Origin of the sequence: Priestia sp. HNGD-A6 (assembly GCF_045784335.1) — a bacterium.
GTDB classification, from domain to species: Bacteria; Bacillota; Bacilli; order Bacillales; family Bacillaceae_H; genus Priestia; species Priestia zanthoxyli.
The window spans coordinates 217,071-242,336 of the sequence record NZ_CP138621.1 but is presented as its reverse complement, the minus strand read 5'-3'; the positions used below and the strand labels follow the sequence as shown (position 1 = coordinate 242,336).

Sequence of the window (25,266 nt, the reverse complement as noted above, 5' to 3'; positions counted from 1 at the left end):
CCGCTTTACTCCTCATATTTTAGCAGTAAATGCAGAACAGCGGGACGTTCTTCAAGATTTTTGTAGGAGTGTACATGACTTCCTTCAAATTTTATAGAGTCAAATTGTTTTAGCTCGTATAGCTCTTCTTCGATTTTCATTTCGATTTTTCCTTCCATTACCGTTGCTACTTCAATTAATCCTTTATGATGAGGTTCGGGACAGTATGTAGCAAGAGGAGAAAGAAAGGCTCGGTACATTTCAATTGTCGAATCTATCTGATTTTGAAAAATAAATTCTACTTTCCAAGTTTCGTCCGGTCCTTTGAGAGAAAAACCTTCTCCACACTTAGATAGGGATACTGAAGGCTCCACTGATACTAATTTAGTTAAAGGGATATTTAAGCCTGTTGTTATTTTCCACATTACTCCTAGGGTTGGATTAGTCTCCCCTCTTTCAATTTTCCCTAACGTGAGTTTGCTGACTCCTGTCTTTTCAGCTAGTTCATCCAGTGTCAAATGATTTTGTACCCTGATTTTTCGTAATTCACTGCCTACTTTTTTAATCATCTCTTCCGTATGCATTTCTTCCTTCCTTTCTGATATATATTATGATAAACTTTTTTTAGTGATTAACATATTATAATATATTTAATAAGGAGGGTAAACAATGAAAGCAATAATATGGGGACTATTATCTTCCATGTTCTTTTCCGCTACGTTTATCATTAACCGAGCAATGAATGTATCTGGAACGAGTTGGGCATGGACTGCATCCCTCCGTTTTTTATTCGCTATTCCTATTTTACTCATTTTAGTACTGCTGCAAAAGAAATTTATGCCTCTGTGGAAGGAAATGAAAAAACATCCTTGGTCTTGGCTGGGCTGGGGTACACTTGCAGGAGTAGGTTTTTATTCTCTCTTAAGTTTTTCCTCGCTTTTCGGACCATCATGGCTGGTGGCGGGAACGTGGCAAGTGACCATTCTAGCAGGAGCTCTACTTTCTCCGTTGTTTTTTATAAAAGTTCAAACTGCAGAAGGATATAAAAAAGTGAGAGGAAAAATCCCGCTAAAAACGCTTAGCGTTTCAGCGTTTATTTTAGTAGGCGTGATTCTTATGCAAGTAAAAGAGGCAGAAAATATTACGGCTATGCAGTTTATATTAGGATTTCTGCCTGTTGTTGTCGCTGCTTTTTTATACCCGCTTGGAAACCGTAAAATGATGGAAATATGCAGCGGGAAGCTTGATACGTTCCAACGTGTTTTAGGAATGGCGTTAGGAAGCATTCCGTTAAGTATTATTTACGCTATATACGGCTTCTTTACTACAGGTATCCCGAGTGGGCCACAATTTTCTCAAGCCTTTATCTTAGCAATGAGTTCAGGTGTAATTGCTACGATGACGTTCTTTTACGCAACAGACTTGGCAAAAGAAAATTTAGGTTTGCTTGGAGCGGTTGAAGCAACTCAATCAGGCAGCATGATTTTTACCGTGCTTGGCGAAGTGTTTTTATTAAATGGACGTATGCCAACAGGGATTGCGTTAGCTGGTATGACGATAATCGTAATTGGAATGATTATGAACAGTATGCTAAACAAAAAAACAAAACTGTCTTCGGCCCCTCCGTCGCGTACTCTATCAAAATAAAAAAAGAGGAGATGAAAATCTGTTTAAAGGTTTCCATCTCCTCTTTTTAATATTCGAGATGATTGTTCCAATAGCGGCTCCAAAGCACAGGGAATCGCATCTGTAAACCATCCTCATCATCTTCATCCCAATCAAGATCCAAATCTTGCTCATCGTACCACACTGGATCAAACTGGTCATATTTATCATAATAATAGTCGTTATCTAAACCTGTCTTTTCTTCGTAAGCTTCACACGCTACAGAAAGTAATTCTTCTAATTGAGGAGCATAGCCTTCTGCTTCTAATGGTTTAAGTACAGAAATCATCGTCTCAGGAGATTCAATCGCTTTATAATATATGTCTTTTCCCTGATATAAAAGCCACGCTCTAAAATAATCAAAACAATCATCTGAACAACCGCCCATTACAATATAAGCTGCTGCCCACAATGAAGAAGTATAGGATTGATCAAAATGCTGATTTAGTAGCTGATCAAAGCGAAAAATGTCCTTTTCAGAACGCTTCGCTAGCGTGGAGCGGAGCCATTCCATTTGCTCATCGACATCTAATTTTGTCTTCGCCTTTTTTATCAATTCCCAAAAGAGAGACTCTGACATCGTGCTGTCTTTCATTACTTGCATCGAACAAGTTAAAGGCTTATATCCTTTCTTCAATTTTGCACGAATCAGCTTTTCAGCTTCTGCTTCACAAGCTTCTGCGGAAGCAAACTCTTTCACTTGCATGCGACCGGCTGTATCAACTTTTCCAAAGTGAATGATTAACTTGCTGTCTCTTCTTTCAACTTTCCAAAATTTATTCGATTGCTCATCTTTATACACTAAGGTTATTTGCATGATACATTCCCCTTTTTCATCCCACTACTATTGTGAATAGTTCTCTTTTTACAATTTATGTAGATTCACAGCGATTCATAATCCATTTTCTTTGCTTTTTTAACGTGTTTCAGTTGATTTTACTATTGTTGAGGTCGTTTAAACAGTGAGTAATGACCACAAATTTGTGTAAAATGTTTATTGGTTGCTTTTTGTTGCATTTACAACATTTTATTTTTCCTTTATACTCTTTTTATATCACGTATTTTTATTATACAAAAAAGAAGCCTAAATTCGTAGAAAAGGAAGGATTTTAATGAAAATTGAGCATGTTACAACAAAAGAGCAGCTTGAAGAAGTATTCCGTATACGTAAAACAGTGTTTGTTGAAGAACAAGGCGTGCCCTTAAAAGATGAATTTGATGAGCATGAAGAAACGGCAAAACATATGTTGGTTTATTATAACAACGAACCAGCTGCTTCTGGTAGATTCCGCATAGTAGACGATTACGCCAAAATAGAGCGAATATGCGTATTAAAGGAATTTAGAAAATACGGGCTCGGAAAAGAAGTGGTGACCAGCTTAGAAGAAGCAGCGAAAAAAGAAGGCTTAACTCAATCTAAGCTTCACGGTCAAGTTCAAGCTGAACCTTTTTATCATAAATTAGGGTATAAGACTGCTTCTGATGTCTTTATGGAAGACGGTATTCCACACGTTATTATGAAAAAAGAGTTTACGTGTTAAAAAGGCTTCTTTGCACAGTTGCTTTAGTAAAGAAAAAGGCTCTCCGTAGAGAGCCTTTTTTGTGCTATTAGATTTTCATAATTCCGCCTGTGCTTGCAGAAGTTACAAGTTTAGAATATCTTGCAAGATAGCCTTTTTTCACTTTTGGCTCAAAGCCTTTCCAGTTTGCTTTTCGTTCTGCCCAAACATCTGGAGAAACTTGAACATTCATTGAACGATCTTCAATGTCAATCACGATGTGGTCGCCATCTTCGACAAATGCTAGCGGTCCGCCTTCAGCAGCTTCTGGAGATGCGTGGCCGATTGATAATCCACGTGAAGCGCCAGAGAAGCGTCCGTCTGTTAATAGTGCTACTTTTGCACCTAGTCCCATTCCCATAATTTGAGAAGTTGGAGCTAACATTTCAGGCATTCCCGGTCCGCCTTTTGGTCCTTCATAACGAATGACTACGACATGTCCTTCTTTTACTTTTCCGTTAGCAATACCATGCAGCGCCTCGTCTTGAGACTCAAATACAATTGCTGGTCCTTCATGGCGAGTAATGCCGTCTTGAACACCGCCTGTTTTAATGATCGCGCCGTCTGGAGCTAAGTTACCAAACAATACAGCAAGTCCGCCTTTTCCTGTGAACGGCTTATCGATTGGATGAATAACGTTATAATCTTTTACATCGCATCCTGCAATGTTTTCGCCTAGCGTTTTTCCAGTAACCGTCATCGTATCTAAATGAAGAGCTCCTTCTTTTTTAGATAGCTCGTTTAAAGCAGCCGATACGCCTCCTGCTTCATGTAAGTCTTCAATAAATACATCCGAAGCCGGAGCGAGTTTTGCCAAGTGAGGCACGCGTTCCGCTACTTCATTAATGCGTTCTAACGGATAATCAATTTCAGCTTCATTCGCAAGAGCTAGCGTATGAAGAACTGTATTTGTAGAACCACCTAACGCCATGTCTAAAGCAAATGCGTTGTCGATTGCTTTTTCTGTTACGATATCACGTGGTTTTAAATCTAGTTTAATTAATTCCATAAGTTGTTTAGCTGATTTTTTAACAAATTCTCTACGTTCAGGAGCAACTGCTAAGATTGTACCATTTCCAGGTAAAGCAAGTCCTAACGCTTCAGCTAAGCAGTTCATTGAGTTCGCTGTGAACATTCCTGAACAAGATCCGCATGTCGGACAGCCAAACTGTTCTAATTCAAGTAATCCTTTATCATCAAGTTTACCAGCTTGATGAGCTCCTACGCCTTCAAATACTGAAGAAAGAGAAATCTTACGGCCGTCGCTCGTTACGCCAGCCTTCATTGGTCCGCCGCTAACAAAAACTGTCGGAATATTCAGACGTAACGAAGCCATTAACATCCCAGGCGTGATTTTATCACAGTTTGGAATACATACCATTCCATCAAACCAGTGAGCAGATACTACCGTTTCAACTGAGTCAGCAATGATTTCACGACTTGGTAATGAATAACGCATACCGATATGTCCCATCGCAATACCGTCATCTACACCGATAGTGTTCATTTCAAAAGGTACGCCACCAGCTTCGCGAATCGCATCTTTTACGATTTTACCAAACTCCTGTAAGTGAACATGACCTGGTACAATATCAATATATGAATTGACAACCGCAATAAACGGTTTGCCGAAATCCTCTTCTTTTACACCAGCTGCACGCAGTAGGCTGCGGTGTGGTGCTCTGTCGAATCCTTTTTTGATCATGTTACTTCTTAATTCTGCCACAATAATTCCCTCCGTATTCATCTAACCTATTAAAAACTGAATCTTTTTAAATTGTTTAATAATTTTTAATATAAATACTAATTTAACAAATCACACAAAGGTTTGTAAAGGTTTATGACAAAATAATCATTTTTTATTTTAAAATAGTAAAATCACCTGCATAAATTAGTATAATATATACATATATCCCTTATTTTACAGGAAAACAGAAGGTGGATGCTGAGCATGAAACAATCCTTTTATTACAGAGGTCATCAGGAAAAAGAAATATTTGCACAAAAATGGAATGTTGAAAACCATTCTGCAAAAGGCGTTGTCCAAATAGCCCATGGGATGGCCGAACATATTGGACGCTACGAGTACTTTGCTAATGTATTAACGCAACATGGATATATCGTATATGGGAATGATCACCGAGGTCATGGTCAAACAGCTTTAAAAGATGAAGACAAGCGTTTTTTTGCTGAAGAAAATGGTTTTGATACAGTAGTCTACGACATGATTGCTCTGACTAAGCACATTTCGACGGAACACTCGGACCTACCGATCTTTCTTTTCGGTCACAGCATGGGGTCTTTTCTAACGAGAAGATATATTCAATTGGATACGGATCATATTCAAGGAGTTATTTTAGAAGGTACAGGAACGGTTGATGCGCTAGCTAGAAATGGAGGAACCCTTATAGCTAAACTACAGATGAAAGTAAAAGGAAAACGGTCACCAAGTCCTCTTCTGGATAAACTATCCTTTGGGAAATATAATAAAGCGTTTGAACCTGCTCGTACGTCGTTTGACTGGTTTACCCGAGATCATGAAGTGATTGATGCCTACATAAATGATTCAAACTGCGGAGGAGTTTTTACCACAGGTTTTTTCTATGACTTACTAACAGGAATCAAACAAATCTCTAACTTAGCTAATATAAAGTTAGTTCCATCAAGCCTGCCGATTTATTTGGTATCTGGAGAATATGATCCAGTAGGCAACTATACAAAAGGCGTAGTCAAAGTATATAACGACTTTAAAAAGGCAGGATTACAGGATGTAAGTTATCGTTTTTTTAAAGAGTGCCGTCATGAATTGCTGAATGAATTAAATAAAGATGAAGTGATAGAAGATATACTAAATTGGCTTAACGTGCAAATAGACAAAAAAACGGTTCGTGTGTAGACACGAACCGTTTTTTTGTTAAGCAAATACAGATGTTAATACAGGTACTACTTGTTTTTTACGTGATACAACGCCTTCTAAGACAGCTGTATTGTTTTCAAGCGTTACATTGTATGCTTCTTCTACTTTTGAAGCAGCAGAACCTAATGCTAATGCAGTAGAGTTGCTGTTTAAAATATCTGTAACAACTAAAAGGAATAATTGTAATCCTTTTTCTTCGATTGTTTTAGTAATCGCTTCTTCCAATTCAACTTTGCGCACTAAAACGTCGTTTACGTCAATTGCATTCACTTGTGCAATTTCAACTTTGCTTGTGCCCATGCTGAATTCTTTAGCATCTAATGAAATTAATTGTGAAGCTGTTTTATCACCTAAGTCAGCTCCAGCTTTTAGCATTGCTAATCCGTACTCTTCTGCATCTACGCCTGCAATTTCCGCTAATTCTTTAGCAGCTGCAACGTCTTGGTCTGTGCAAGTTGGTGATTTGAATAATAAAGAATCAGAAATGATAGCTGATAGCATAAGACCTGCGATGTTAGGTTCGATTTCTACGCCGTTTTCTTTATACATCTTGTTTAAGATCGTTGCCGTACATCCAACTGGCTCTGCACGATAGTATAAAGGATCTGCTGTTTCGAAGTTAGCAATACGGTGATGATCAATTACTTCAAGCACACGAACTTGATCAATATCGTTTGCACTTTGCTGGCGTTCGTTGTGGTCCACTAAAATAACTTCATTTGTTTCTTTAGATACTTCATCAACGAAACGTGGTAGTTCAGCGTTGAACTTTTCAAGAGCGAATTGCGTTTCACCGTTAATATCGCCTAATCGAATTGGTTCAGCGTCTACACCTAATTTATTCTTTAAATCAGCGTATGCAATTGCAGAACAGATTGTATCTGTGTCAGGATTTTTATGTCCAAAAATTAACGTCTTTGCCATCTTAAATCTCTCTCCTTCTTACGTATGTAAATAGCATTCTTGCGTAAAGTTAGTTAATTCGTTCACGCAACATTGCCATTTTAACATAAACTTTTACATTATTTTAATTTTTTTGCGAAAAATGATGTTCATCCGCAGATATTTTGCCATTTTGTATCTTTTTCACAGTAAAAACACCTCTATTTCCGATATAAATAGAGGGTTTTATACGTTCATTATATAAAAGTTAACGATAAAACACAACCTGTCTCTCTATCACTTGATAGATAACTTAAACGCAGTATCTTGCCACTTTTGATAAAGAAAAAGTAGAACAGCAATAACCATCATTAGTACAAATAATAAAAAATGATTCATTCCCTTCAGTGTATAAATGTCTAGTTTTTCAAAGATAGGACTCATGACAAATGCCTGAAATAAATCGAACGCTGCATTGATAATCATAAACATCCAAAAGCCAGGATAGGTAAAATAAAAAATAAAAAGCGTTCCTATTATAAATATGCCAAAAGGAAAAGGCGTCATATTAACAAAGAAAAAAAGAGTTTCATTGACTTCCCACCAGTTAAAGCGATCTGCGATTTGAAAAACCACCGTTAACAATACCACTCCGAATAGCGATACAGCCATATACCGCTTTACTCGCTCTTTATCAACTGCAAAAAGCAATAGCCAAGGACCGATAAAAAGCACCCACATTACGATTTGCGCCATGAGCTTTCCACCTTTCACTTTCAAAAAGAGAATATATATTATTCTGTCCTTATTTATGTAAAATAACCAAGAAAAGCACCCTTGTTAAAGGATGCTTTTCTTGGTTATCGTCGCAGTGTAAAGTTGAAATGTTCATTTACTATAGCTCCTAGCTCTTCAAGAAACTGCTGAGCAGTCATTTCCTCTACGCTTTGGGTATACCAAGCAAGCTGAGATTTTTTATGAACATTGTTGTAATATACATCTCTTGACCAATATGTTTTTGATCGGTATGTATAATTAAAGTGAATGAATAGTTCACTCCCGTCTGGACACTGCAACAACACGCGGTAATGTGGATTACGACGATTTTTATCTAAACTCATTTCTTTAATCTGCGCTAACATTATTCACCTCTAAAGCCATTACTTAATCATTTAAAGGTAAATGCCACACCACGCTATATCCTAGCTCTGCCATCAACTAGAAAATCATATATTTTCTAAAATTCTACACGATATAGGACAAAAGAGGAAGAGATAATTTATTGGTGGACGTGTAAAGTTTCATATAAATCTTTTAGCTGCTCAGGGTATTGAGACCTTACGTAATAACCTGTAGGACGGTGCTCGATTAAATGAGAAGCAAATAAGTAGCCGATGAGCACGTACATTTGTTCATCTGAGGTTTCTTGGTTTAATTCCCATTCGAGTCGTTCAGCTAAGTGTGAAGCCAGCTGTTTAATTTTTTCATCATGTGATAAAAAGAGCATTTTGTTCTCCCCCTTATAACGAATAAGTAACGCGGCCAATTCTAATAAAGACAAAGTCTTGCTTTTATAAGGATAATTATATTTTATTTTACAATAAAAGTATATAAATAGTTCAAAATATTCAAAATATAATTTGTTTCTTTTGGACTATTCGGCAACAAACAAAAAAAAGAAGCGGGACAGCTCCCGCTTCTTTTACGTAAAAAGATGTTCGATTATCGAAATTTATTCCACTTCCACTGCCCAGCCGAATGGATCTTCCACTGTACCATTTTGAATACCTGTTAGAGTGTCATACAGTTTTTGTGATACTTCTCCTGTGTTTCCACCGTTGATGACCATTTTCTCGTTATTCCAAAATAGCTCGCCAATCGGAGAAATAACTGCAGCTGTACCTGTTCCAAATGCCTCTTCTAGTTTGCCTTCCGAATAAGCTTGCTTAATTTCTTCCATAGAAATACGGCGCTCAGTTACAGGCATATCCCAGTGTTTTAGCAGCTCAATGATGGATTTACGCGTAATTCCTTCTAAAATGCTTCCGTTCACAGATGGCGTTACTACTTCTCCATCAATTTTGAAGAAAATATTCATGCTTCCTACTTCTTCAATGTACTTGCGTTCAACTCCGTCTAACCACAGTACTTGTGAATAGCCTTTTGAGTCAGAAAGCTGCTGAGCTTTTAAGCTTGAAGCATAGTTTCCGCCTGTTTTAGCAGTCCCTGTCCCTCCGGCTACAGCACGAACAAATTCGCTTTCAACCGCAATTTTTACAGGAGCAATCCCTTCTTTATAATATGAGCCAACTGGAGATAGAATAATGATAAATTGGTAGCGGTCAGATGGCGCTACTCCTAAGTAAGGCTCTGTCGCGATGACAAATGGACGAATGTATAGTGATGTACCTTCAGCAGTAGGAATCCATTCGCGGTCAATTTTAATCAGCTGTTTTAACGCTTCTAATGCTAAGTCTTCGTCAACATGAGGAATACAAAGACGATCGTTTGATTTATTTAAACGTTTGAAATTCTCATCTGGTCTAAATAATAATACTTGCTCTTTTTTTGTTACATATGCTTTTAGTCCTTCAAAAACAGACTGCCCGTAATGAAAGATCATGGATGCAGGATCTAATGTGATAGGTTGATAAGGTACAATACGAGCGTCGTGCCAGCCTTGGCCTTCTGTATAATCCATAATGAACATATGGTCCGTGAAGATTTTCCCGAATTGCAATTGATCAGATTGCGGCTTTTCTTTTTTTGTTTGACTTAGTGTTACATCGATTGAATAAGTTGTCATAGTTGTTTCTCCTTGCTCTTTATATTTACGGGTTTTTCGCTTAAACCTCTATATAAGTTACATTGTACAACTTTAGGGAAGCGTGTCACAATAGTTAGAGACGAAAAATTCTAAAAATTTTATAAAAACTATAAAGAAATAGCACCTAATCGAATTAAGTGCTGAACTGAAAAGGTTTTCTTTCTAAAAAAACTATTTCTACATTTTATTTACAACCATTTATAAACCAATTTTCACTCGGAGCTTTTCATCTTGTATTGAAAATTGTTTGATTTTCCCTACTGGAATGACCTTTATTTTATCAATTTCATTGAGGTTGATATGAATTTGTTTTTCTTCATACGTAGTAACAGGCGGCTTATGAAAAATTCGATAGTTGATCCAATTTTGATTAAGAGGTTTCATTTCATGGATTTTGAATAAAAGCGTACGTTCTTTTGCTTCAAGAGGTTCTAGCACAATGGAAAATGGAATTCTCACCAGAAATTTTTTAATAATTCCATTCACGTGAATATAGGAGTCTTGAAATGAAATAGAAAATTGCTGAATTTGATCTTGCTTTGTCATTTGTTTTTGAAAAATTCGCATGAGCATAGAAGCGGATATAGGAACGGTTACACCGCTTTCAGCCATCTTTTCTTTCATTTTCGCCTGCACATCATCACTAATCACATCGTTTAGCTTTCTCTGTACCCAATCCTTCATGATGCACCTCCGCTATGAAGTTATGTTTCTGTTTCCTCTAACGCACGAATCGAAGCTGTTAAGTGATTTGACACGTCAGCAAGGCGATCTTTTGTCAGTTTGCCTTCAGCAAGGTAGATAGGCTTTCCAAAGGAAATGACAATGGGATCTTTTGAAAATAAATCTTTTACATTTGCGGGTCCTTTGTAAACTGCGGGTACGATAGGAACCTTTGCCATACTTGCTATAGTGACTGCTCCTCTTTTTAAGGGAACGTCTTCCTCCGTTCGCGTACCGCTAGGAAAAATCCCGACGATATGTCCTTCTTTTGCTAATTTAATAGGTGTTTTAATGCTGCTGGGTCCAGGGTTGTTACGATCTACTGGGAATGCGTTAAGTTTTTTTAATACATTACTAGTGAGTATATGATTAAAAAGCTCCTTTTTTGCCATAAAATGAATTTGGTGAGGCAAAATAGCCGCACCAAGCGCTACAACGTCTACCCATCCCTTATGCGAACAAGCGATCACAAAACCTGTGTCTGTTGGTAAAGACTCTTTATTCCTTATGTAAAGCTTACCTCTTCTTTTTAATAAAAATTTACATGCGTGAGCCGCAAGATTATACATAAACATTTCCTCTTCCCTCTATTATTTGAAAATATATACAAAATTATATCACTTGATATTAATATCTGGTACTAAAAAATAAATGTAACATCTTTTTACACGGTAGCTTACCTACTTCTCTATATATTGTAAAAAAGGAGATATTGAAACCTCTGTTTTTGGTCAACTTGACTAATGACATCCCTTGAAAAACATTTTACTATTAATGTATCATTCTAAATGTAATATTTATTAACATTACATGTGATATAATTAAAGGAGGTTTTTAGGTGAATAACCAAAATCGGCCGTTTCGACTAGCTTCATTGGGATTACAGCACGTACTCGCTATGTATGCGGGTGCCATTCTCGTTCCGCTGATGGTAGGACGCGCATTAAATTTAAATGCACATGACTTAGCCTATCTCGTAGCCATTGATTTACTGACCTGCGGACTAGCTACGCTGCTGCAGGCTTGGACGAACAGGTGGTTTGGGATTGGTCTTCCTGTTGTACTTGGAAGTTCATTTGTAGCGGTGACTCCTATGATTGCGATTGGAACTCAATATGGAATTAGCGCTGTTTACGGAGCGATTATTGCCGGTGGTATTTTTATCGTACTGGCAGCAAGTTTTTTAGGCAAAATTATTAAATTTTTTCCTCCAGTTGTCACAGGAACGGTTGTGACGATGATTGGTTTATCACTTGTACCATCCGCTGTCCGAAATATGGCAGGAGGAGTAGGAAGTAAAGATTTTGGTTCTCTTTCTAATCTTCTTCTATCTTTTGGTGTTCTAGCGCTTATTTTAATTTTAAATCGATTTTTCAGCGGTTTCCTTCGTTCTCTTTCTGTGTTGATTGGAATTATAGCCGGAACAATAGCCGCTGTATTAATGGGAAAAGTTAATTTCACTAACTTTAATGAAGCTTCTTGGCTGCACATTCCCACTCCTTTTTATTTTGGGATGCCCACTTTTGAAATTGGACCGATTTTAACGATGATTCTCGTATGCTTGGTCATTATTATTGAGTCTACAGGCGTATTTTTAGCGTTAGGAAAACTGTGTGATCGGGAATTAACTGAAAAAGATTTTACAAAAGGCTACCGTGCCGAAGGAATCGCCATTGTTCTTGGAGGGCTATTTAATGCTTTTCCTTACAATACATTCGCTCAGAATGTAGGACTGGTTCAATTATCGAAAGTAAAAACAAAAAATGTAGTGGTAGTAGCCGGCTTTATTCTCGTATTATTGGGACTTGTTCCTAAAATAGCTGCTTTTACAACCATTATTCCTACTCCTGTTTTAGGAGGAGCAATGGTCGTGTTGTTTGGTTTAGTTATTTCATCAGGCATCAAAATGCTAAGCGCTGTTGATTTGGCTAAACAAGAAAATTTGCTGATTATTGCGTGCTCTCTTTCGCTGGGTCTTGGTGTAACGGTGGTACCCGATTTATTCGCCCAGCTCCCAAATGCTTTGCGTGTAATTGTAAGCGATGGAGTTATTACTGGAAGTTTAGCTGCCATTTTATTAAATCTCTTTTTTAACGCATCGGTTGAACGAAAAGTACCTTCTGTCTCTTTAGAGAAGACAGATTATTCAGAAGTAAAGTAAAGGTGGTTTAGTATGAATAATGTATCTGTGCAGTATGTAAATCAGCTTAGCAAGCAGCATTTTGTCTCATTAGTTGGCGATATATTTGAACATTCACCTTGGGTTGCAGAAGAAGCTTATTCTAAGCGCCCTTTCTCTTCCGTTGAACAACTTCATGGAAAGATGAAAGAAATTGTAGCGCAAGCATCTGTAGAAAAACAGCTTAAGTTGCTGAAAGCTCATCCAAATCTAGGTGAAAATATCGCTATGACATCTGCTTCTACTGAAGAACAAACAAAAGCAGGCTTACAAAACTTAACACAAAATGAGTATGAACAGTTTTCTTCTCTTAATGGAATGTATATGGAAAAGTTTCCTTTCCCTTTTATTTTGGCAGTACGAGGTAAACAAAAAGAAGATATTTACGAGGCAATGCAAAGTCGCTTACAGAATACCAAACAAACGGAGTTTGCTACAGCGTTAGAAGAAGTATATAAAATTGCTTTCTTTCGTTTAACTGATAAAATTACTGAAGATAAGGAGACAAAGAAACGAGCATGACTAAAATTACAACGCATATTTTAGACCTCACTCACGGATGTCCGGCTGCTTTTGTCAAAGTTGATTTCTATCACATCCAGTCAGAAAGTAAACGAATAAAGCTTTCTCATGGTACTACAAATGAAGACGGAAGATTAGCAAACCCGCTCTTCTCTTCTGAAGCGTTTGAATCAGGAAATTATGAACTTTTGTTCCATATTGGGGAATACTATAAAAAACAAGAAGTCCAAACAACAAATCCGCCCTTTTTAAATCAAGTTTCTGTTCGAGTCGGATTGTCTTCTGAACAAGAACATTATCACATCCCTTTGCTTGTGTCACCGTGGGGGTACCAAATTTATAGAGGAAGTTAAAAAAAGAAACGGCGTCTTTAAACGTCGTTTCTTTTTTTAGTTGAGCAATTTAGACATATAGTACTCATCAATAAACAAACCGCCAATTCGCAGTGAATGTTTCTTTGTTCCTTCGATTCCAAATCCTACTTTATCATATAAAGAAAGAGCCTTTTCATGCTGTATAGCGACTGTCAGTTCAAGACGATGAATATGGTGTTCTCTCGCCCATTCTTCAAGTGCACCGATTAAAGCCGTCCCAATTCCTTGATTTTGAAACGTCTTTCGAATACCTAATGTCAAAGAAGCGATGTGAGCGTTTCGGTTAGCTTCGCCCCCTGTTGCAGCTATATATCCCACAAGCATCTCGTTTTCTTCTGCTACAATAATCGTAGAGTTTGGCTGCTGCTTAAAGATTTCGATGTTTTTCTCCTGCTGATCCGTACTCAGCTTTCGCTCTCCACTTTCGAACAGCATAAACTTACTTTCTTCTTCAATCTGTTTAAGCAAATCTACAAAGTTTGCAGCATCATGTAATTCTAGTTCTCTAATTTCCATGCTGATCCCCCTTTTTGTGTGTCCCTTTTGTTTGTATATGTATTGGTTCACCTTTATAAAATATAGCTTTACAGTTTCTTACGAAAAATACGGCTTTTTAAGTAGCTGCAGTAGAACGAAAAACCTACTAATCTCCCTTTTTTTGAAATCCTTTTTTCCTCTGTATAATTTTAAATCACTTATCAACTTCTGTAAATTTTTTAGATTCCCTCTTTTAAATTCCATTTATCTTCCTTTTATATGGGTTTGAATTGGATATAAGGAGACCTTTTATAGAAAACACATGACTATTATCCTGTTTTTTGTGAAGAAAGAAAGCAATAAATGTAATTTCACTTGTAATCGTTTAGAATAGAAAAAGTGGAAATTTTATGTACCTATCCTCTTTAATTATTGGTCTGTGAAAGGAAATTATTATGAAAGTACAACCCGCAAAATGTGGTGTATATGTCTTAAGCGGTCTAGGAGCTGTTACGGTGTTCTTCTTACTCTTACTTAAGAACAGTGCTTTCTTTCTAGAGGAAGAATACGACCAAAACAAACCTGAAGCTGCGCTTGGGGTCAACGAACATACCTATCACCTTCACAAAGGTTCTATTAACTGGTCAAACGGCCGTTCAACAACAAAAAAAGAAATAAATGTATATGATTTATATACATACATATCGCAGCAAAAAAGTATCCCTTTAAAGCAGCAACAATTGGTTAAGCTCCATTTTTCCAACCTAGACGGCGCTTATATTCGCGGCGTGAGCGTGCATATATGGAAAAATAACGGTGAAAAAACCAAGCTGTTTGTCAAAAATAATGAATTTAAGATTCCTGAAAATCAAGGTTTTTACGTTGTAGATATCGTGATTAACTCTACAAGAGGAACAATGCAATATGCGGCAAATGTGCAAATACAGTAAGTTTGGCTGCAGTAAATAAAAGGGGCAGAAATTATAGAAGGGATCAAAAAGTTACCACAAAAAAAGAGAGCAATATGCTCTCTTTTTTATAAAATGAAAAAGACGTCCACGCAGGACGTCTTTGATGCGTTTGTGGCGGGGACCGTGTGACCACATTCACACGTTTAGCTCGAAAGCATGTCCTTCGACTTACACAAATTAGCTCATCGCTTTATTAATATAACATCTGCCATAGAAAAAAGCAACCAATTTTTAAATAGTTTTTTCTATTTATACATATTTCGCAAGAATCCACAAAATAATATGCATGCGTAGCTATTCACTCTCTACACTTTTAGTCTATTTTAACTCATATACGAATACACTAATAGACCAACCTATGCGCAGTTTTTGAAAAAGGATGTGAATAGCTTGTTTCAAATCACTGATTTCCCTGAATTTTCATGGTCCTATTCCAGGCATAAAATGATCACACAGTGCAAACGAAAGTATGCATATCATTATTATGTCTCACACAACGGATGGCTTGACAGCGCTTCTGCACAGTCTCAAAGCGCTTATCGTTTAAAAAAGGTTTCTACTTTATCTATGTACGCAGGACAAGCCGTCCGTCAGGTGATTACAGAAGCCATTTCTGACTATACATCTACACAGATTGTCCCGGGTGAACAAAATTTAGTGAAGAAAGTACAGCAGCTACTAAATAACGCACTGCGTGATTCTACTGACTATGGAGAGCTTTGGTATCATAAGCCTGCTCAGTATAAGATGCTTTTAGAATTCTACGAAAACGGCTATATTTCTAAAAAAGATCTTAAAGACATGCAAAAGCGGGTACACATTTGTGTACATAACTTTTTACAAAGTAAATCGTTTTGCGACGTGGTGTCTTCACCTTCTTTAGAAGTAGATTCTCCTCAGTCGTTTCGTTCTATAAATGTGTATGATCATAAAGTATATGCGCCTTTTCATTCCCTTTTTAAAAATCCAGTCACAGACGAATTTACGATTGTTGATTGGAAAACAAGTAAACAAACAAAAGATGATTTGTTTCAACTGGCAATTTACGCTCTCTACGTGCTAGCTGAATATAATATTTCTGTTGATCAGATAAAAGTCCGAAACGAATACTTGCTTTCAGGCAGTGCGCGTACGTATCAGCTTACTCTTCACGAAATTGAAGCTGTTCTTCGGCAAATCGATACAAGCATTGACTATATGAAAACTTTTTTGGAACACTCAGAGGTAAATCAGCCTCTTCCGCTTAAGCATTTCCCTCAAGCAGATACGCCTTCCTCCTGTCACGGGTGTGCATTTAAAGAATTGTGCCAAACGGGATAAAAAACAGCTGAAGATGATTTATATTTTTTGCTAAACTTTTTTATTGTCAAAAGAACCTTTGCTAGCATATAATTTGCATTAAGGAAACATTTTATACTTCATATAAAAAAATTAGCTTGGGCTATTTATTGTTCATCAAAGAAAGGAGCACTAGACATGAAAGATCAAAACGGCAGTAAAGCATTATCAGCTATGCAGCTAAGTGCTCAAGACGTATTGTCGGGTAAAACAAAAGGAATTAAGCGATTATTACCTTTCTTAGGGCCTGCCTTTATCGCAGCGGTTGCCTATATTGACCCAGGTAATTTTGCTACTAACATCGCAGCAGGCTCTCAATACGGATACATGTTGCTTTGGGTTGTATTAATTTCTAACTTAATGGCTGTCTTAATTCAATCGTTATCAGCTAAATTAGGTATTGCAACAGGCTTGAATTTACCCGAGATAGCACAGGAACACTTCCCGTCCTTCGTTTCTTTTGGGCTTTGGATCCAAGGGGAATTAGTCATTATGGCGACGGATTTAGCAGAATTTATTGGGGCTGCTCTTGGAATTTATTTATTATTTCATATTCCTTTGTTCCCAGCTGCACTCATCGCAGCGGTAGGTTCTTTTGCTATTTTAGAGTTACAAAGACGAGGTGTTCGACTGCTAGAAGCAGCGATTGCAGCAATGGTTTTTATTGTGGTATTAGCTTTTGGGACTCAAATGTTTCTTGCGCATCCAGACGGCGCAAGTGTTGTCCACGGCTTATTTGTCCCTCAGTTTCACGGGACAGACAGCGTGCTGTTAGCTTCTGGGATTTTAGGTGCTACAGTTATGCCGCACGCGATTTATTTGCACTCAGCTCTTACGCAGCGCCGCGTGGTAGGAACTACAGAATCGGAGAAAAAAGCGATTTTCCGCTTTGAATTTATCGATATTGTGATTGCCATGATTATCGCTGGTGCAATTAATGCAAGCATGCTGATTGTCGCAGCCGCTCTATTCTTTAAAAACGGACTAAACGTGCAAGATTTGGACGTGGCTTTTACACAATTTGAACATTTAATTGGTCCTTTTGCAGCTATTGCGTTCGGTGTTGGATTATTATCTTCAGGACTTTCAAGTTCTTCGGTCGGAACAATGTCTGGAGATGTCATCATGCAAGGATTTATTAAACGCAGAATTCCTTTATATCTTCGTCGTTTCATTACAATTATTCCGCCGCTTTTGATTATCGGACTTGGCGTAAATCCAACAAGTGCACTAGTTGTCAGTCAAGTTATTTTATCGTTCGGAATTGCATTTGCGCTTGTACCTCTTATCATGTTTACAAGTAATAAAAAAATCATGGGCGGGTTGGTTAATCATAAAGCAACAACTACTGTAGCTTGGGTGATAGCTGCATTAGTCATTTGTTTAAATATCTTTTTGATTTATCAAACATTCGCATAGTAAATAAATCAAACTTTCAAGAAAAAACAAAAAAGAGACCCTGAAAAGTTAGATATAGTCTAACAATTGGGTCTCTTTTTTATTATTTTTTTATTAAACGATAGTAAAAATGAAGTAGACGAGAGTTCCAATAATGGCCGACAGTACTAAGCAACCTAGTGGATATAAATAAGAATAGTTTTCTTTACGGATTGAAAGAAGGCGATCCACAATAAAAATAAGAATGACGCCCAACATTCCGAATTCAAACATTAATAACCCAAAAATGGCGTGAAATATGAATGACATGATAAAATCAATTTTTTTACTACGGTCTTTTACAAAAGCACTGACTAATAAATCAACGATAACCGTGCCTAACGTCCCCATTATTAAAAAGAAGGGTGTAAAAAATAAAAGGTATAAAGGAAATAAATCAATGAAATTCTGACTGGTTTTTTTAATAGAAAAATTAGGAATTGATTCTTTTATACCTGGCATAAAACAAAAAAGTAAAGTAAAAAGAAACGCAGCTATAATGGCGGCTGATAGCTTTCTATTTAAATGCATGTTTATTTTTTTATTACTAAATTCAGTAGTTGTTTTTGTATGTTTATGATTCATATGTCTTTAACGTGATGTACGCACCTTTTCCTTTCTCATAACTTTTTTATTTATATTTTATGTCTATCTTTTGGTACCAGTAGTTACAATGATACACGTTCTTTTTGAACTTGACTACACTAACGCGTTTTATGTCTATTCTCTTTTTCTTTTTATGTCTATCGTTTGCTCTTTCTATGAGAAACAAGATAGTTTTACAAAAAAACGCCTTCTTTTTCTATACAACAAAAGATAGGCGTTTTTTTCTGTATGTAATTAATAATCTTGTTTGGCTTCTTCAAACTTAAACACATCTGCTCGTTCTGATTGCTGTGTAATTAACAGGTTATACGTATGGTTGGCCTTTTTTGGAATTTTAAATGCAACATCGAGGTTAAGTGGTTCGTCGTCAGATAATGACGGTGATGAAAAAGCTGTCCACAGGGTGTGCGGGGTTTCTGTCAATAAATTTCCTCCATCAGACGGTTCGTAGGTTTGATAAGTTGCTGTGTCTTGTAATGTAAACGTTGTGTCGTTTAATACTACAGCCGAATGTTCATTAGGTGTTCGCTGAAACTGAACGGATACGACAATGTACTGGGTGTTTACTTGTTTAGCTCCTTTAACAGGATAAAATTGTGCATCCGTTGTGGAAACGTAATATTGACCGTGTTTTGATCGTTCTCCAAACGCTAATCGATCATCGGTTTCATCTTCTGTAGCTACCCGGCTTACAGGCGCCATCGTTTCATCTGTTGCTGAAATGGTGTCTGCTCCAGGGGCATGTTTAGGTTGAGGGTTTTTGTAAGTGACGTGCGTATCGCCTTGTTTGTCTTCACAAGCGGCGAGACTTGTGAACAAAACAGCCGCTACAAGGCTTCTGGTAACTATTTTCTTCATGTTATTCCTCCAATGACTAGTCTATATACTATGCTACATGGTATTTATCTGGGAATCAAGGATAAGATTGGTTTACTATGCAGGAAGAAGAAAAAGTGACTGAAGTCAGTGAGGTTTGGAACGGATATAGGACTTTCAGAGACTTTTGTACTTGTTTTTACAACAAAAAAGAGACGATTTACGCCTCTTTTTGTTTGTTCGTATTACGAATTTAGTTCATCTAAAATTGAATGCAGTTCACTTAAATGGGTAATTTCATAAGTAGGAATGACTTCATTTCGCTCTTTATCGTGACGATTAATCCATACAGATTTCATTCCAACGCGAGAAGAACCCAGTATATCTGTCATTAAATTATCTCCAACCATGATCGCTTCATCTTTCTTTAAATCCATAAGTGATAAAGCATGGTCGAAAATAGATGGATCAGGCTTACCCCGGCCAAATGCCCCTGAAATCACAATCTCATCAAAATATGGAACTAGTTCCGATGTAATATCTAATTTGGTATTTTGTAAGTCAGGTGAACCGTTTGTTAACAGCAGCAGCTTGTACTTTCCTTTTAATTGATTAAGCACTTCAAACGTTTCTTCGTATACAAACGGTGTTTTGCGGCGCTCTAAAGGAAAACGTTCAGCTAATTCCGCTCCAAAAGCATCGTCGTGAATTCCTAGAGCACGAAGGCCTCGAGTCCAAGCTTCTTTGCGATAAGTAGGAACAATATCTTTCATTTTTCGGAATTGATCATGATCGTCTAGAAAATTTCCCCATAACCCTTCAAATGGATTAATGCCAATCATTTGCGTAAATTCATAGGTTTCATACGAAGCATATAATTCTCTTGCTTCTTTGCGCACCGCTTCTTCTAGTTCTTCAGGTTTTAGATTATATTTTTCACTTGCATATGTACATGTTGCAAAGAATGCTTCTTTTACGCTTTTTTGATCCCAAAGTAGCGTGTCATCTAGGTCGAAAAATACCGCTTTAATCATGGATGTGTGTACCCCCTACTATTTTTGAAAAAGTTTAACTATTCTTACACTAGATTACAAGGATACACACAATAAGTCTAGTGTATTTGCGATTTATTGTGTAAATTTATTTTTATAAAGGATCACCTTTACAAACAAATTTACAGAAATAAAAACAGCTGATATAATCACAGCAGGTATATATGCAGGAGGTTTTATATGGAATCGTTAGAAGAAATATTCGGCATTCCCACCGTTCGTACAAGTAAGCGCTTAAGCAGAGTCGTTGCCGCACACTTACGTCCTTTTGGGATTACGCCAGAACAGTGGACCGTTTTAAAGCGCGTATCAGAAGCTGAATATAGTACACAGAAGCAATTAGCTGAGCGAGCAGATAAAGATCAAGCGACGCTGACTAAAATTTTAGATTTACTAGAAAAACAAAATTGGATTCAGCGTGTTAGAAATCCAGAAGATCGCCGCTCGTTTTTTATTCAAATAACAGAAGACGGCCTGCGTTTAAAAACGGAAGTGACACCTGCTGTAGAACAGGTATTTTCCGAATTAACGTCCCAGCTAAACGAGCAGCAGGTAAAGATTTATACCGACACTTTACAAAAACTTGAATTCCGCGCCGAACAATTGCTTCAAGACGCAGAAAACCTGCGTTAGATACCCAAAACCCCACAGGTAACATTCTGCGGGGTTTTATACGTAGTTGGCAATACATAATACTTCTTTAATTTTTGAAATCACTTGTTTGGTTTCATCTGTTAAAGAGGTGAATTTAAACGCGATGGATTCTGCATTTGGATTAATGAAGGGTTCTTTATTTGTGTCTTTGCGGTAGTCTTCAATTTGTTCTAAACAATATTTTAAAATAAACGACAAGTTTGCACGTCGAAATCTCAAACTGACGGTAGAAGGCCATCTTTTTTGAAACTGATTGCTCCCTTCATATTGAATCGCTCCGATATAGCGTTCTCCGGATAAAAAAGATTCTTTACTTCGATATAGCTGAACGGTTTGGGCTGTTCCGCTCCAGTCGATATAAATACCTGCTGTTTCACAAACTTCGTATATGTAATGAAAAAGCTCCGTTACTTCTCCGAAATGGTAGTGAAGCGGATGTTTAGCCGTCATAGGTAGCTCCCTCCTTTATCGACTTTCTACCATTATATTGTAGGAAAAGTAACTTATTCATTTATACAACTTATTTCATACGCATAAGCAGTAAAAATGAAAATATATATTTTTTAGTTTACATAAAAATATTATAAGTGATTAGCGATAGCCCGACTTTCGAAACGCGTCGTATACCGTATCCTCTTGAAGTTTTTCAAGATAAACGTTCGTTGTAGCAATAGAAGAATGCCCTACTACTTGTTTCACAACCGCAAGCGGAACGTCATTAGCTAAACTGTTTGTAATAAAGGTATGACGAAACCAATGAGGAGAAATAGACGCGTTTCCTTTCACTTTATAAACAGCTGATTTAATCGTTCGATACAACGTTGTATAGGATAATCGCTTTTTTTCGCCGGTACGATAATACTCTTTAATGGAGTAAAAAAGCGGTTCAGTGTCAAAAGGACTTAGTTCGGTGCTTTCATTTAACGCTTGCCGATAAGTGAAAAGCGTTTCTTTCACATCATCAAACACGGGAATAGTGCGTTCTTTTTTTCCTTTACCAATCACATCTACAACCAAATTTCCGCGGCGGTCTTCGCGGAAGCTTCCCCAATTTAAACTTAGCAGTTCACTTGAACGCATTCCACTCATATACAAAAGCATTCCCATTAAGCGATTGCGCGCTTTGAATTCCTTTTCATGCTGGCGAATGCGCACGACGGATTCTAACGCATTTACAATCACCTGGGCTTCGCGATCGGTTAGCTCTCGGTATTCGGTACGATTTTGTTTTTCCTTATCACTGTAATGTCCTTTTGCGATAGATGGTTTTTCAATCCACGTCGTATACAGCGAAGGATAAAAATGAGTAGCGTGTCCAAACTCTAGCATTCTTCTAAAAAATTCTAGTTTTCTTGCAGCAGTGCGATTGGCATATTGATTTATCATTTCTTCATTAAATAATTTGACTTCCATAAATCCAATCGATTTTAATGTAATCTCTCGTTCATAGAAAAAAGACAGAATCGTTTTCATGTCTTGATTATAAGATCTGATCGTATGAGGAGAAAGTGATTTTTTGATAATACGCATTGAAAAAAAGAGCTGAATAAATTCTTCATCTGAAACGTGCTTTAAATTCAAGTTGTTATCTTCATCTAACAGCTCTGCCTCTTCCCACTGCTCTTTTAGCTGGCGAAACGAATTTTTCGCAGGCGATAATTCAAATTCTTCCATTTTAACCCTCCTAATTACCACAAATAAAGAAATACCTTTTAAATGACCCAAAATTGTATATAACGAATTTTTATCAAACTGCAACAAATACCATTAAAAGTTTTCAAAAACCTCTCAAAACTTAATTTAGAAAGTCGTTTTTTAAAGATTCCAACATAAATATCCATTATATGTAAAATTTCTTCTATTTTCTGCTTATTTTTATACTTTATCATATAAACGCTTGATAAGGAAGAGTTATCTTGCGTTAGTATAGTAAAGTGTTTTTTTAAAATGCTCTTTCTAAAGATTTGCTTTTTATGGTGGAACGTTAAAATCTATCATGATAGGAATTACACAAATTGTGTATACATAAAAACATCACGCAAAGCGTGATGTTTTTTAAAGTGATTCAATTTTTGTCAGATACAACTGTTTGTTGCTGTAAGAAACGGTATACGTTCGGTAATACTCTTTTTCTTGACTTTGACCGTTCGTTGTAATGGAAATAACTTCTTTTGTTTGGATTGTATAGACCGTTTCATCATCATCTTCTTCTTCACTCACAGGTTCAACGTCTAATACCGAATAATCAACGAGTTCTTCTCGAATGTCTCTTTCATACAGCATTTTCACAAGCTGCTTTTGATCATTCCACAAAACACTGTCACGCTGGATATAAGGCTGTACGTGTTCGAATTTATTTGTGTTAATGGACTTTGTTAAATCTCGCAAATAATGTTCAATAAAAATATCTGCTGTTTCTTGATCAACTTTTGGGATATTTTTTAAATTAAACTCTTTTTCTTCCTTCTCTTCTTTTTCTTTTTCATCTTCTTTAAAGTCGTCGATTCGCTGAGAGCTGTTTTTGCTGATGGCATACTTTGTATGGTTCTCTTTGAAAACCATGATTTCTTCCTTTTCCCCTTTTTCATTTGTGCGGGTTGTTTCGCCTTGGTATGAAATATCACTAGAAGGATTAATTGACTTCACGTATTCCATATATTCATCGGCCGTAATGTTGAGGTATTTTTGATGATAGGTAACTTCATCCCATTCATTTAACTTCCATTGCTTATTAACGTATTTAAAATTCATGTAAATGGTCAGTCCGCCGCTTCCTTCTTTACTAATTGGCTCAATGGCTGACACCGAAAATTGCCCGGCGTGATTGTTAATAAGTTCAAATCGAATAAGATGATTAACATCAGGGAAAAAGCTCATATTACATTCTTTACAGTAATAGTTAGTGGAGATACTTTTTAACTTTGTTGCAATTAAAGATGATGTTGCATATGGCGTTAGCGCTTTTTTTAACGTTTCATAATCAGCAGGGTTAGATTCATTATCCCATTCATACTCTTCACCTAATTCTTTATAGGTGCTTGAAATTTTATTCATCGTCTCAACTGCAGTTTTTTCTGCTTTTTTTTCTGATACAAGATCAGGCTTGATAGATGACTTAGCTTGATCTTTTGGGATCACTTCATCTGAGGAAGGTTCGGTTGGTTTGGATAACTTAACTGTTTCTTTTTCTTCACAGGCCGTCAAAACCATTAGCAGCAGTAGAACGAATGCAATCGTCCATTTTTTATGCATAAGGTGTCCTCCTCAATGTCGAATTTAGTCTGTTCTTAAAAGGATTTTTAATTCTCAAACGTATCAAGTACGTAATCACCGCTTGGAATTCCCCATTTTGCCTTTTTATTTTGATCTGTTTTAGCGAGTAACGAAATGGAGTTTTCTTTAAGCGTAATGACAATGGTTCCTTTATTTCCTTGTCCATCATTTTCATATTCAATGGCGGCTTGGTTATTTTCAAAGCGAATATTTTTTTGTTCAACGGTTGACACGCGGATTTTGCTAGGTGGCTGGTACGAATTTATTTTAATCGTCGCTTCCGAGTTGGATGTAGCAAGAAATTGAATGATAGGAGATCCGTTATCATTGCCAGTGGTCCATTTTCCATCGTAGTCGTGTAAATCTGTTGTTTGTGTAGTGGGAGTTTCAGTGTGTGCATTTGGTTTAGATGAAAAGTCGAATGGTTCTACACTCGATAGCTTTAACGTATCGTTTTGGTAAACAGCTGTATAAAGGCGGTCGCAAACTTTGCTGTAAGGATCTTTACCCGGCTGCTTTAATAAGCTTTCCTCGTGGGTTTGTATTTTGAACACATGGTTAGGTTCTTCATACCAATTGACAATATGAAACGTTTGCTTCTTCTGCTCGATGCCTTGTCGTGTGAAATTTTCAACAAGAAGGTTCTGCTCTTTATAAAAAGAACTGTCCGCTTTCAAGTAAGCTTTTAGATCATTAAAAGAGTTGTCATCAACTGCTTTTCCAAACGCTGAAAAATAATCAGTCATCCAGGCTGTGATAAATTTTCCGCTCATTGCTTCTTTATTCAAATCAATTGATTGAATGCTTTCTACCTGTGTTTTTGGTTCATTTAGTACTTTTTTTGCATCTTTTTCTACTATCATTGTATTTCCGTCTTTTATTGTCTCTTCTTGCTGACAGGCTGATAACAGAATAGATGAAACAACCGTGATAATGATTGTATTACGTTTGTTCATCATAATTGCCCCTTCTTTATCTAATATAAATGTATGTATATTCTTCCAACAAACAGACC

General features: G+C 36.9%; 28 protein-coding genes. 10 read left to right on the top strand and 18 right to left on the bottom strand.

Annotated features, from left to right (window positions below):
* Positions 1–5 precede the first annotated feature (5 nt).
* Positions 6–563, bottom strand: a complete 558-nt coding sequence (locus SCI76_RS01285; RefSeq protein WP_063247918.1) for a helix-turn-helix domain-containing protein — start codon at positions 561–563, stop codon at positions 6–8.
* An 85-nt stretch (positions 564–648) separates the two neighbouring features.
* Between SCI76_RS01285 and SCI76_RS01280 the strand changes: the two genes are divergently transcribed.
* Positions 649–1,626: a multidrug resistance efflux transporter family protein gene (locus SCI76_RS01280; protein ID WP_063247917.1), complete on the top strand. Its 978-nt coding sequence runs from the start codon at positions 649–651 to the stop codon at positions 1,624–1,626.
* Positions 1,627–1,672: 46 nt separating this feature from the next.
* Here the strand turns inward: SCI76_RS01280 and SCI76_RS01275 are convergent, their stop codons facing one another.
* Complete coding sequence (locus tag SCI76_RS01275) at positions 1,673–2,461, bottom strand: DUF4240 domain-containing protein (RefSeq protein ID WP_047750885.1); 789 nt, start codon at positions 2,459–2,461, stop codon at positions 1,673–1,675.
* Positions 2,462–2,756: 295 nt separating this feature from the next.
* On the opposite strand from SCI76_RS01275, the gene SCI76_RS01270 reads away from it, so the two are divergent.
* Entirely contained in the window at positions 2,757–3,185 is a 429-nt protein-coding gene (locus SCI76_RS01270) for a GNAT family N-acetyltransferase (RefSeq protein WP_063247916.1), read from the top strand.
* Positions 3,186–3,252: 67 nt separating this feature from the next.
* Here SCI76_RS01270 and ilvD read toward each other — a convergent pair whose 3' ends face one another.
* Positions 3,253–4,929, bottom strand: coding sequence for a dihydroxy-acid dehydratase (ilvD, locus tag SCI76_RS01265; protein ID WP_063247915.1), 1,677 nt, complete (start codon positions 4,927–4,929; stop codon positions 3,253–3,255).
* A gap of 225 nt (positions 4,930–5,154) precedes the next feature.
* Between ilvD and SCI76_RS01260 the strand changes: the two genes are divergently transcribed.
* Positions 5,155–6,099, top strand: a complete 945-nt coding sequence (locus SCI76_RS01260; RefSeq protein WP_063247914.1) for an alpha/beta hydrolase — start codon at positions 5,155–5,157, stop codon at positions 6,097–6,099.
* An 18-nt stretch (positions 6,100–6,117) separates the two neighbouring features.
* Here the strand turns inward: SCI76_RS01260 and SCI76_RS01255 are convergent, their stop codons facing one another.
* The 7 genes from SCI76_RS01255 to SCI76_RS01225 form a co-directional block, all read right to left on the bottom strand.
* Positions 6,118–7,044, bottom strand: a complete 927-nt coding sequence (locus tag SCI76_RS01255; RefSeq protein WP_014459925.1) for a manganese-dependent inorganic pyrophosphatase — start codon at positions 7,042–7,044, stop codon at positions 6,118–6,120.
* Between the two features lie 255 nt (positions 7,045–7,299).
* Positions 7,300–7,758, bottom strand: coding sequence for a hypothetical protein (locus tag SCI76_RS01250; RefSeq protein WP_034266457.1), 459 nt, complete (start codon positions 7,756–7,758; stop codon positions 7,300–7,302).
* A 104-nt stretch (positions 7,759–7,862) separates the two neighbouring features.
* On the bottom strand, positions 7,863–8,144 hold the full coding sequence (locus SCI76_RS01245; protein WP_028413191.1) for a hypothetical protein: 282 nt from the start codon (positions 8,142–8,144) through the stop codon (positions 7,863–7,865).
* Positions 8,145–8,281: 137 nt separating this feature from the next.
* Positions 8,282–8,509 (bottom strand): hypothetical protein, encoded by a 228-nt coding sequence (locus SCI76_RS01240; RefSeq protein WP_328174923.1) that lies wholly within the window; start codon positions 8,507–8,509, stop codon positions 8,282–8,284.
* 225 nt (positions 8,510–8,734) lie between these two features.
* On the bottom strand, positions 8,735–9,808 hold the full coding sequence (locus tag SCI76_RS01235) for a branched-chain amino acid aminotransferase (RefSeq protein WP_028413189.1): 1,074 nt from the start codon (positions 9,806–9,808) through the stop codon (positions 8,735–8,737).
* A 219-nt stretch (positions 9,809–10,027) separates the two neighbouring features.
* Complete coding sequence (locus SCI76_RS01230; RefSeq protein WP_014459920.1) at positions 10,028–10,513, bottom strand: hypothetical protein; 486 nt, start codon at positions 10,511–10,513, stop codon at positions 10,028–10,030.
* A 20-nt stretch (positions 10,514–10,533) separates the two neighbouring features.
* Complete coding sequence (locus SCI76_RS01225; protein ID WP_394557138.1) at positions 10,534–11,121, bottom strand: lysophospholipid acyltransferase family protein; 588 nt, start codon at positions 11,119–11,121, stop codon at positions 10,534–10,536.
* A gap of 269 nt (positions 11,122–11,390) precedes the next feature.
* On the opposite strand from SCI76_RS01225, the gene SCI76_RS01220 reads away from it, so the two are divergent.
* Genes SCI76_RS01220 through uraH form a run of 3 tightly spaced genes read left to right on the top strand, consistent with a single transcriptional unit; the run spans position 11,391 to position 13,606 of the window.
* Positions 11,391–12,713 carry a nucleobase:cation symporter-2 family protein gene (locus SCI76_RS01220; RefSeq protein ID WP_047750881.1) on the top strand — a complete coding sequence of 441 codons (1,323 nt, stop codon included), beginning with the start codon at positions 11,391–11,393 and terminating at the stop codon, positions 12,711–12,713.
* 12 nt (positions 12,714–12,725) lie between these two features.
* Entirely contained in the window at positions 12,726–13,253 is a 528-nt protein-coding gene (gene uraD, locus SCI76_RS01215) for a 2-oxo-4-hydroxy-4-carboxy-5-ureidoimidazoline decarboxylase (protein ID WP_028413185.1), read from the top strand.
* Positions 13,250–13,606 carry a hydroxyisourate hydrolase gene (uraH, locus tag SCI76_RS01210; protein ID WP_063247911.1) on the top strand — a complete coding sequence of 119 codons (357 nt, stop codon included), beginning with the start codon at positions 13,250–13,252 and terminating at the stop codon, positions 13,604–13,606. The genes uraD and uraH overlap by 4 nt, the downstream gene beginning before the upstream one ends.
* 36 nt (positions 13,607–13,642) lie before the next feature.
* On the opposite strand, the gene SCI76_RS01205 is transcribed toward uraH, so the two are convergent.
* Positions 13,643–14,143, bottom strand: a complete 501-nt coding sequence (locus tag SCI76_RS01205; protein WP_048019258.1) for a GNAT family N-acetyltransferase — start codon at positions 14,141–14,143, stop codon at positions 13,643–13,645.
* A 416-nt stretch (positions 14,144–14,559) separates the two neighbouring features.
* On the opposite strand from SCI76_RS01205, the gene SCI76_RS01200 reads away from it, so the two are divergent.
* The 3 genes from SCI76_RS01200 (at position 14,560) to SCI76_RS01190 (ending at position 17,832) form a co-directional block, all read left to right on the top strand.
* Positions 14,560–15,054, top strand: a complete 495-nt coding sequence (locus SCI76_RS01200; protein WP_063247910.1) for a hypothetical protein — start codon at positions 14,560–14,562, stop codon at positions 15,052–15,054.
* Between the two features lie 411 nt (positions 15,055–15,465).
* Positions 15,466–16,395 carry a PD-(D/E)XK nuclease family protein gene (locus SCI76_RS01195; protein WP_063247909.1) on the top strand — a complete coding sequence of 310 codons (930 nt, stop codon included), beginning with the start codon at positions 15,466–15,468 and terminating at the stop codon, positions 16,393–16,395.
* A gap of 156 nt (positions 16,396–16,551) precedes the next feature.
* Entirely contained in the window at positions 16,552–17,832 is a 1,281-nt protein-coding gene (locus SCI76_RS01190) for an Nramp family divalent metal transporter (RefSeq protein ID WP_063247908.1), read from the top strand.
* A 93-nt stretch (positions 17,833–17,925) separates the two neighbouring features.
* Here SCI76_RS01190 and SCI76_RS01185 read toward each other — a convergent pair whose 3' ends face one another.
* From SCI76_RS01185 to SCI76_RS01175, 3 genes are all read right to left on the bottom strand, one after another.
* Positions 17,926–18,435 carry a hypothetical protein gene (locus tag SCI76_RS01185; RefSeq protein ID WP_048019255.1) on the bottom strand — a complete coding sequence of 170 codons (510 nt, stop codon included), beginning with the start codon at positions 18,433–18,435 and terminating at the stop codon, positions 17,926–17,928.
* A gap of 255 nt (positions 18,436–18,690) precedes the next feature.
* Entirely contained in the window at positions 18,691–19,314 is a 624-nt protein-coding gene (locus tag SCI76_RS01180; protein WP_063247907.1) for a hypothetical protein, read from the bottom strand.
* A gap of 203 nt (positions 19,315–19,517) precedes the next feature.
* On the bottom strand, positions 19,518–20,306 hold the full coding sequence (locus SCI76_RS01175) for an HAD family hydrolase (RefSeq protein ID WP_063247906.1): 789 nt from the start codon (positions 20,304–20,306) through the stop codon (positions 19,518–19,520).
* Positions 20,307–20,504: 198 nt separating this feature from the next.
* Between SCI76_RS01175 and SCI76_RS01170 the strand changes: the two genes are divergently transcribed.
* Complete coding sequence (locus SCI76_RS01170) at positions 20,505–20,957, top strand: MarR family winged helix-turn-helix transcriptional regulator (RefSeq protein WP_033579104.1); 453 nt, start codon at positions 20,505–20,507, stop codon at positions 20,955–20,957.
* Positions 20,958–20,993: 36 nt separating this feature from the next.
* Here SCI76_RS01170 and SCI76_RS01165 read toward each other — a convergent pair whose 3' ends face one another.
* The 4 genes from SCI76_RS01165 to SCI76_RS01150 form a co-directional block, all read right to left on the bottom strand.
* Positions 20,994–21,428, bottom strand: a complete 435-nt coding sequence (locus SCI76_RS01165) for a hypothetical protein (protein ID WP_013083346.1) — start codon at positions 21,426–21,428, stop codon at positions 20,994–20,996.
* Positions 21,429–21,569: 141 nt separating this feature from the next.
* Complete coding sequence (locus SCI76_RS01160; RefSeq protein WP_048019252.1) at positions 21,570–22,652, bottom strand: tyrosine-type recombinase/integrase; 1,083 nt, start codon at positions 22,650–22,652, stop codon at positions 21,570–21,572.
* 381 nt (positions 22,653–23,033) lie between these two features.
* Positions 23,034–24,230, bottom strand: coding sequence for a TcaA NTF2-like domain-containing protein (locus SCI76_RS01155; RefSeq protein ID WP_047750877.1), 1,197 nt, complete (start codon positions 24,228–24,230; stop codon positions 23,034–23,036).
* A 47-nt stretch (positions 24,231–24,277) separates the two neighbouring features.
* Positions 24,278–25,210 (bottom strand): TcaA NTF2-like domain-containing protein, encoded by a 933-nt coding sequence (locus tag SCI76_RS01150; RefSeq protein WP_048019250.1) that lies wholly within the window; start codon positions 25,208–25,210, stop codon positions 24,278–24,280.
* Positions 25,211–25,266: the final 56 nt, after the last annotated feature.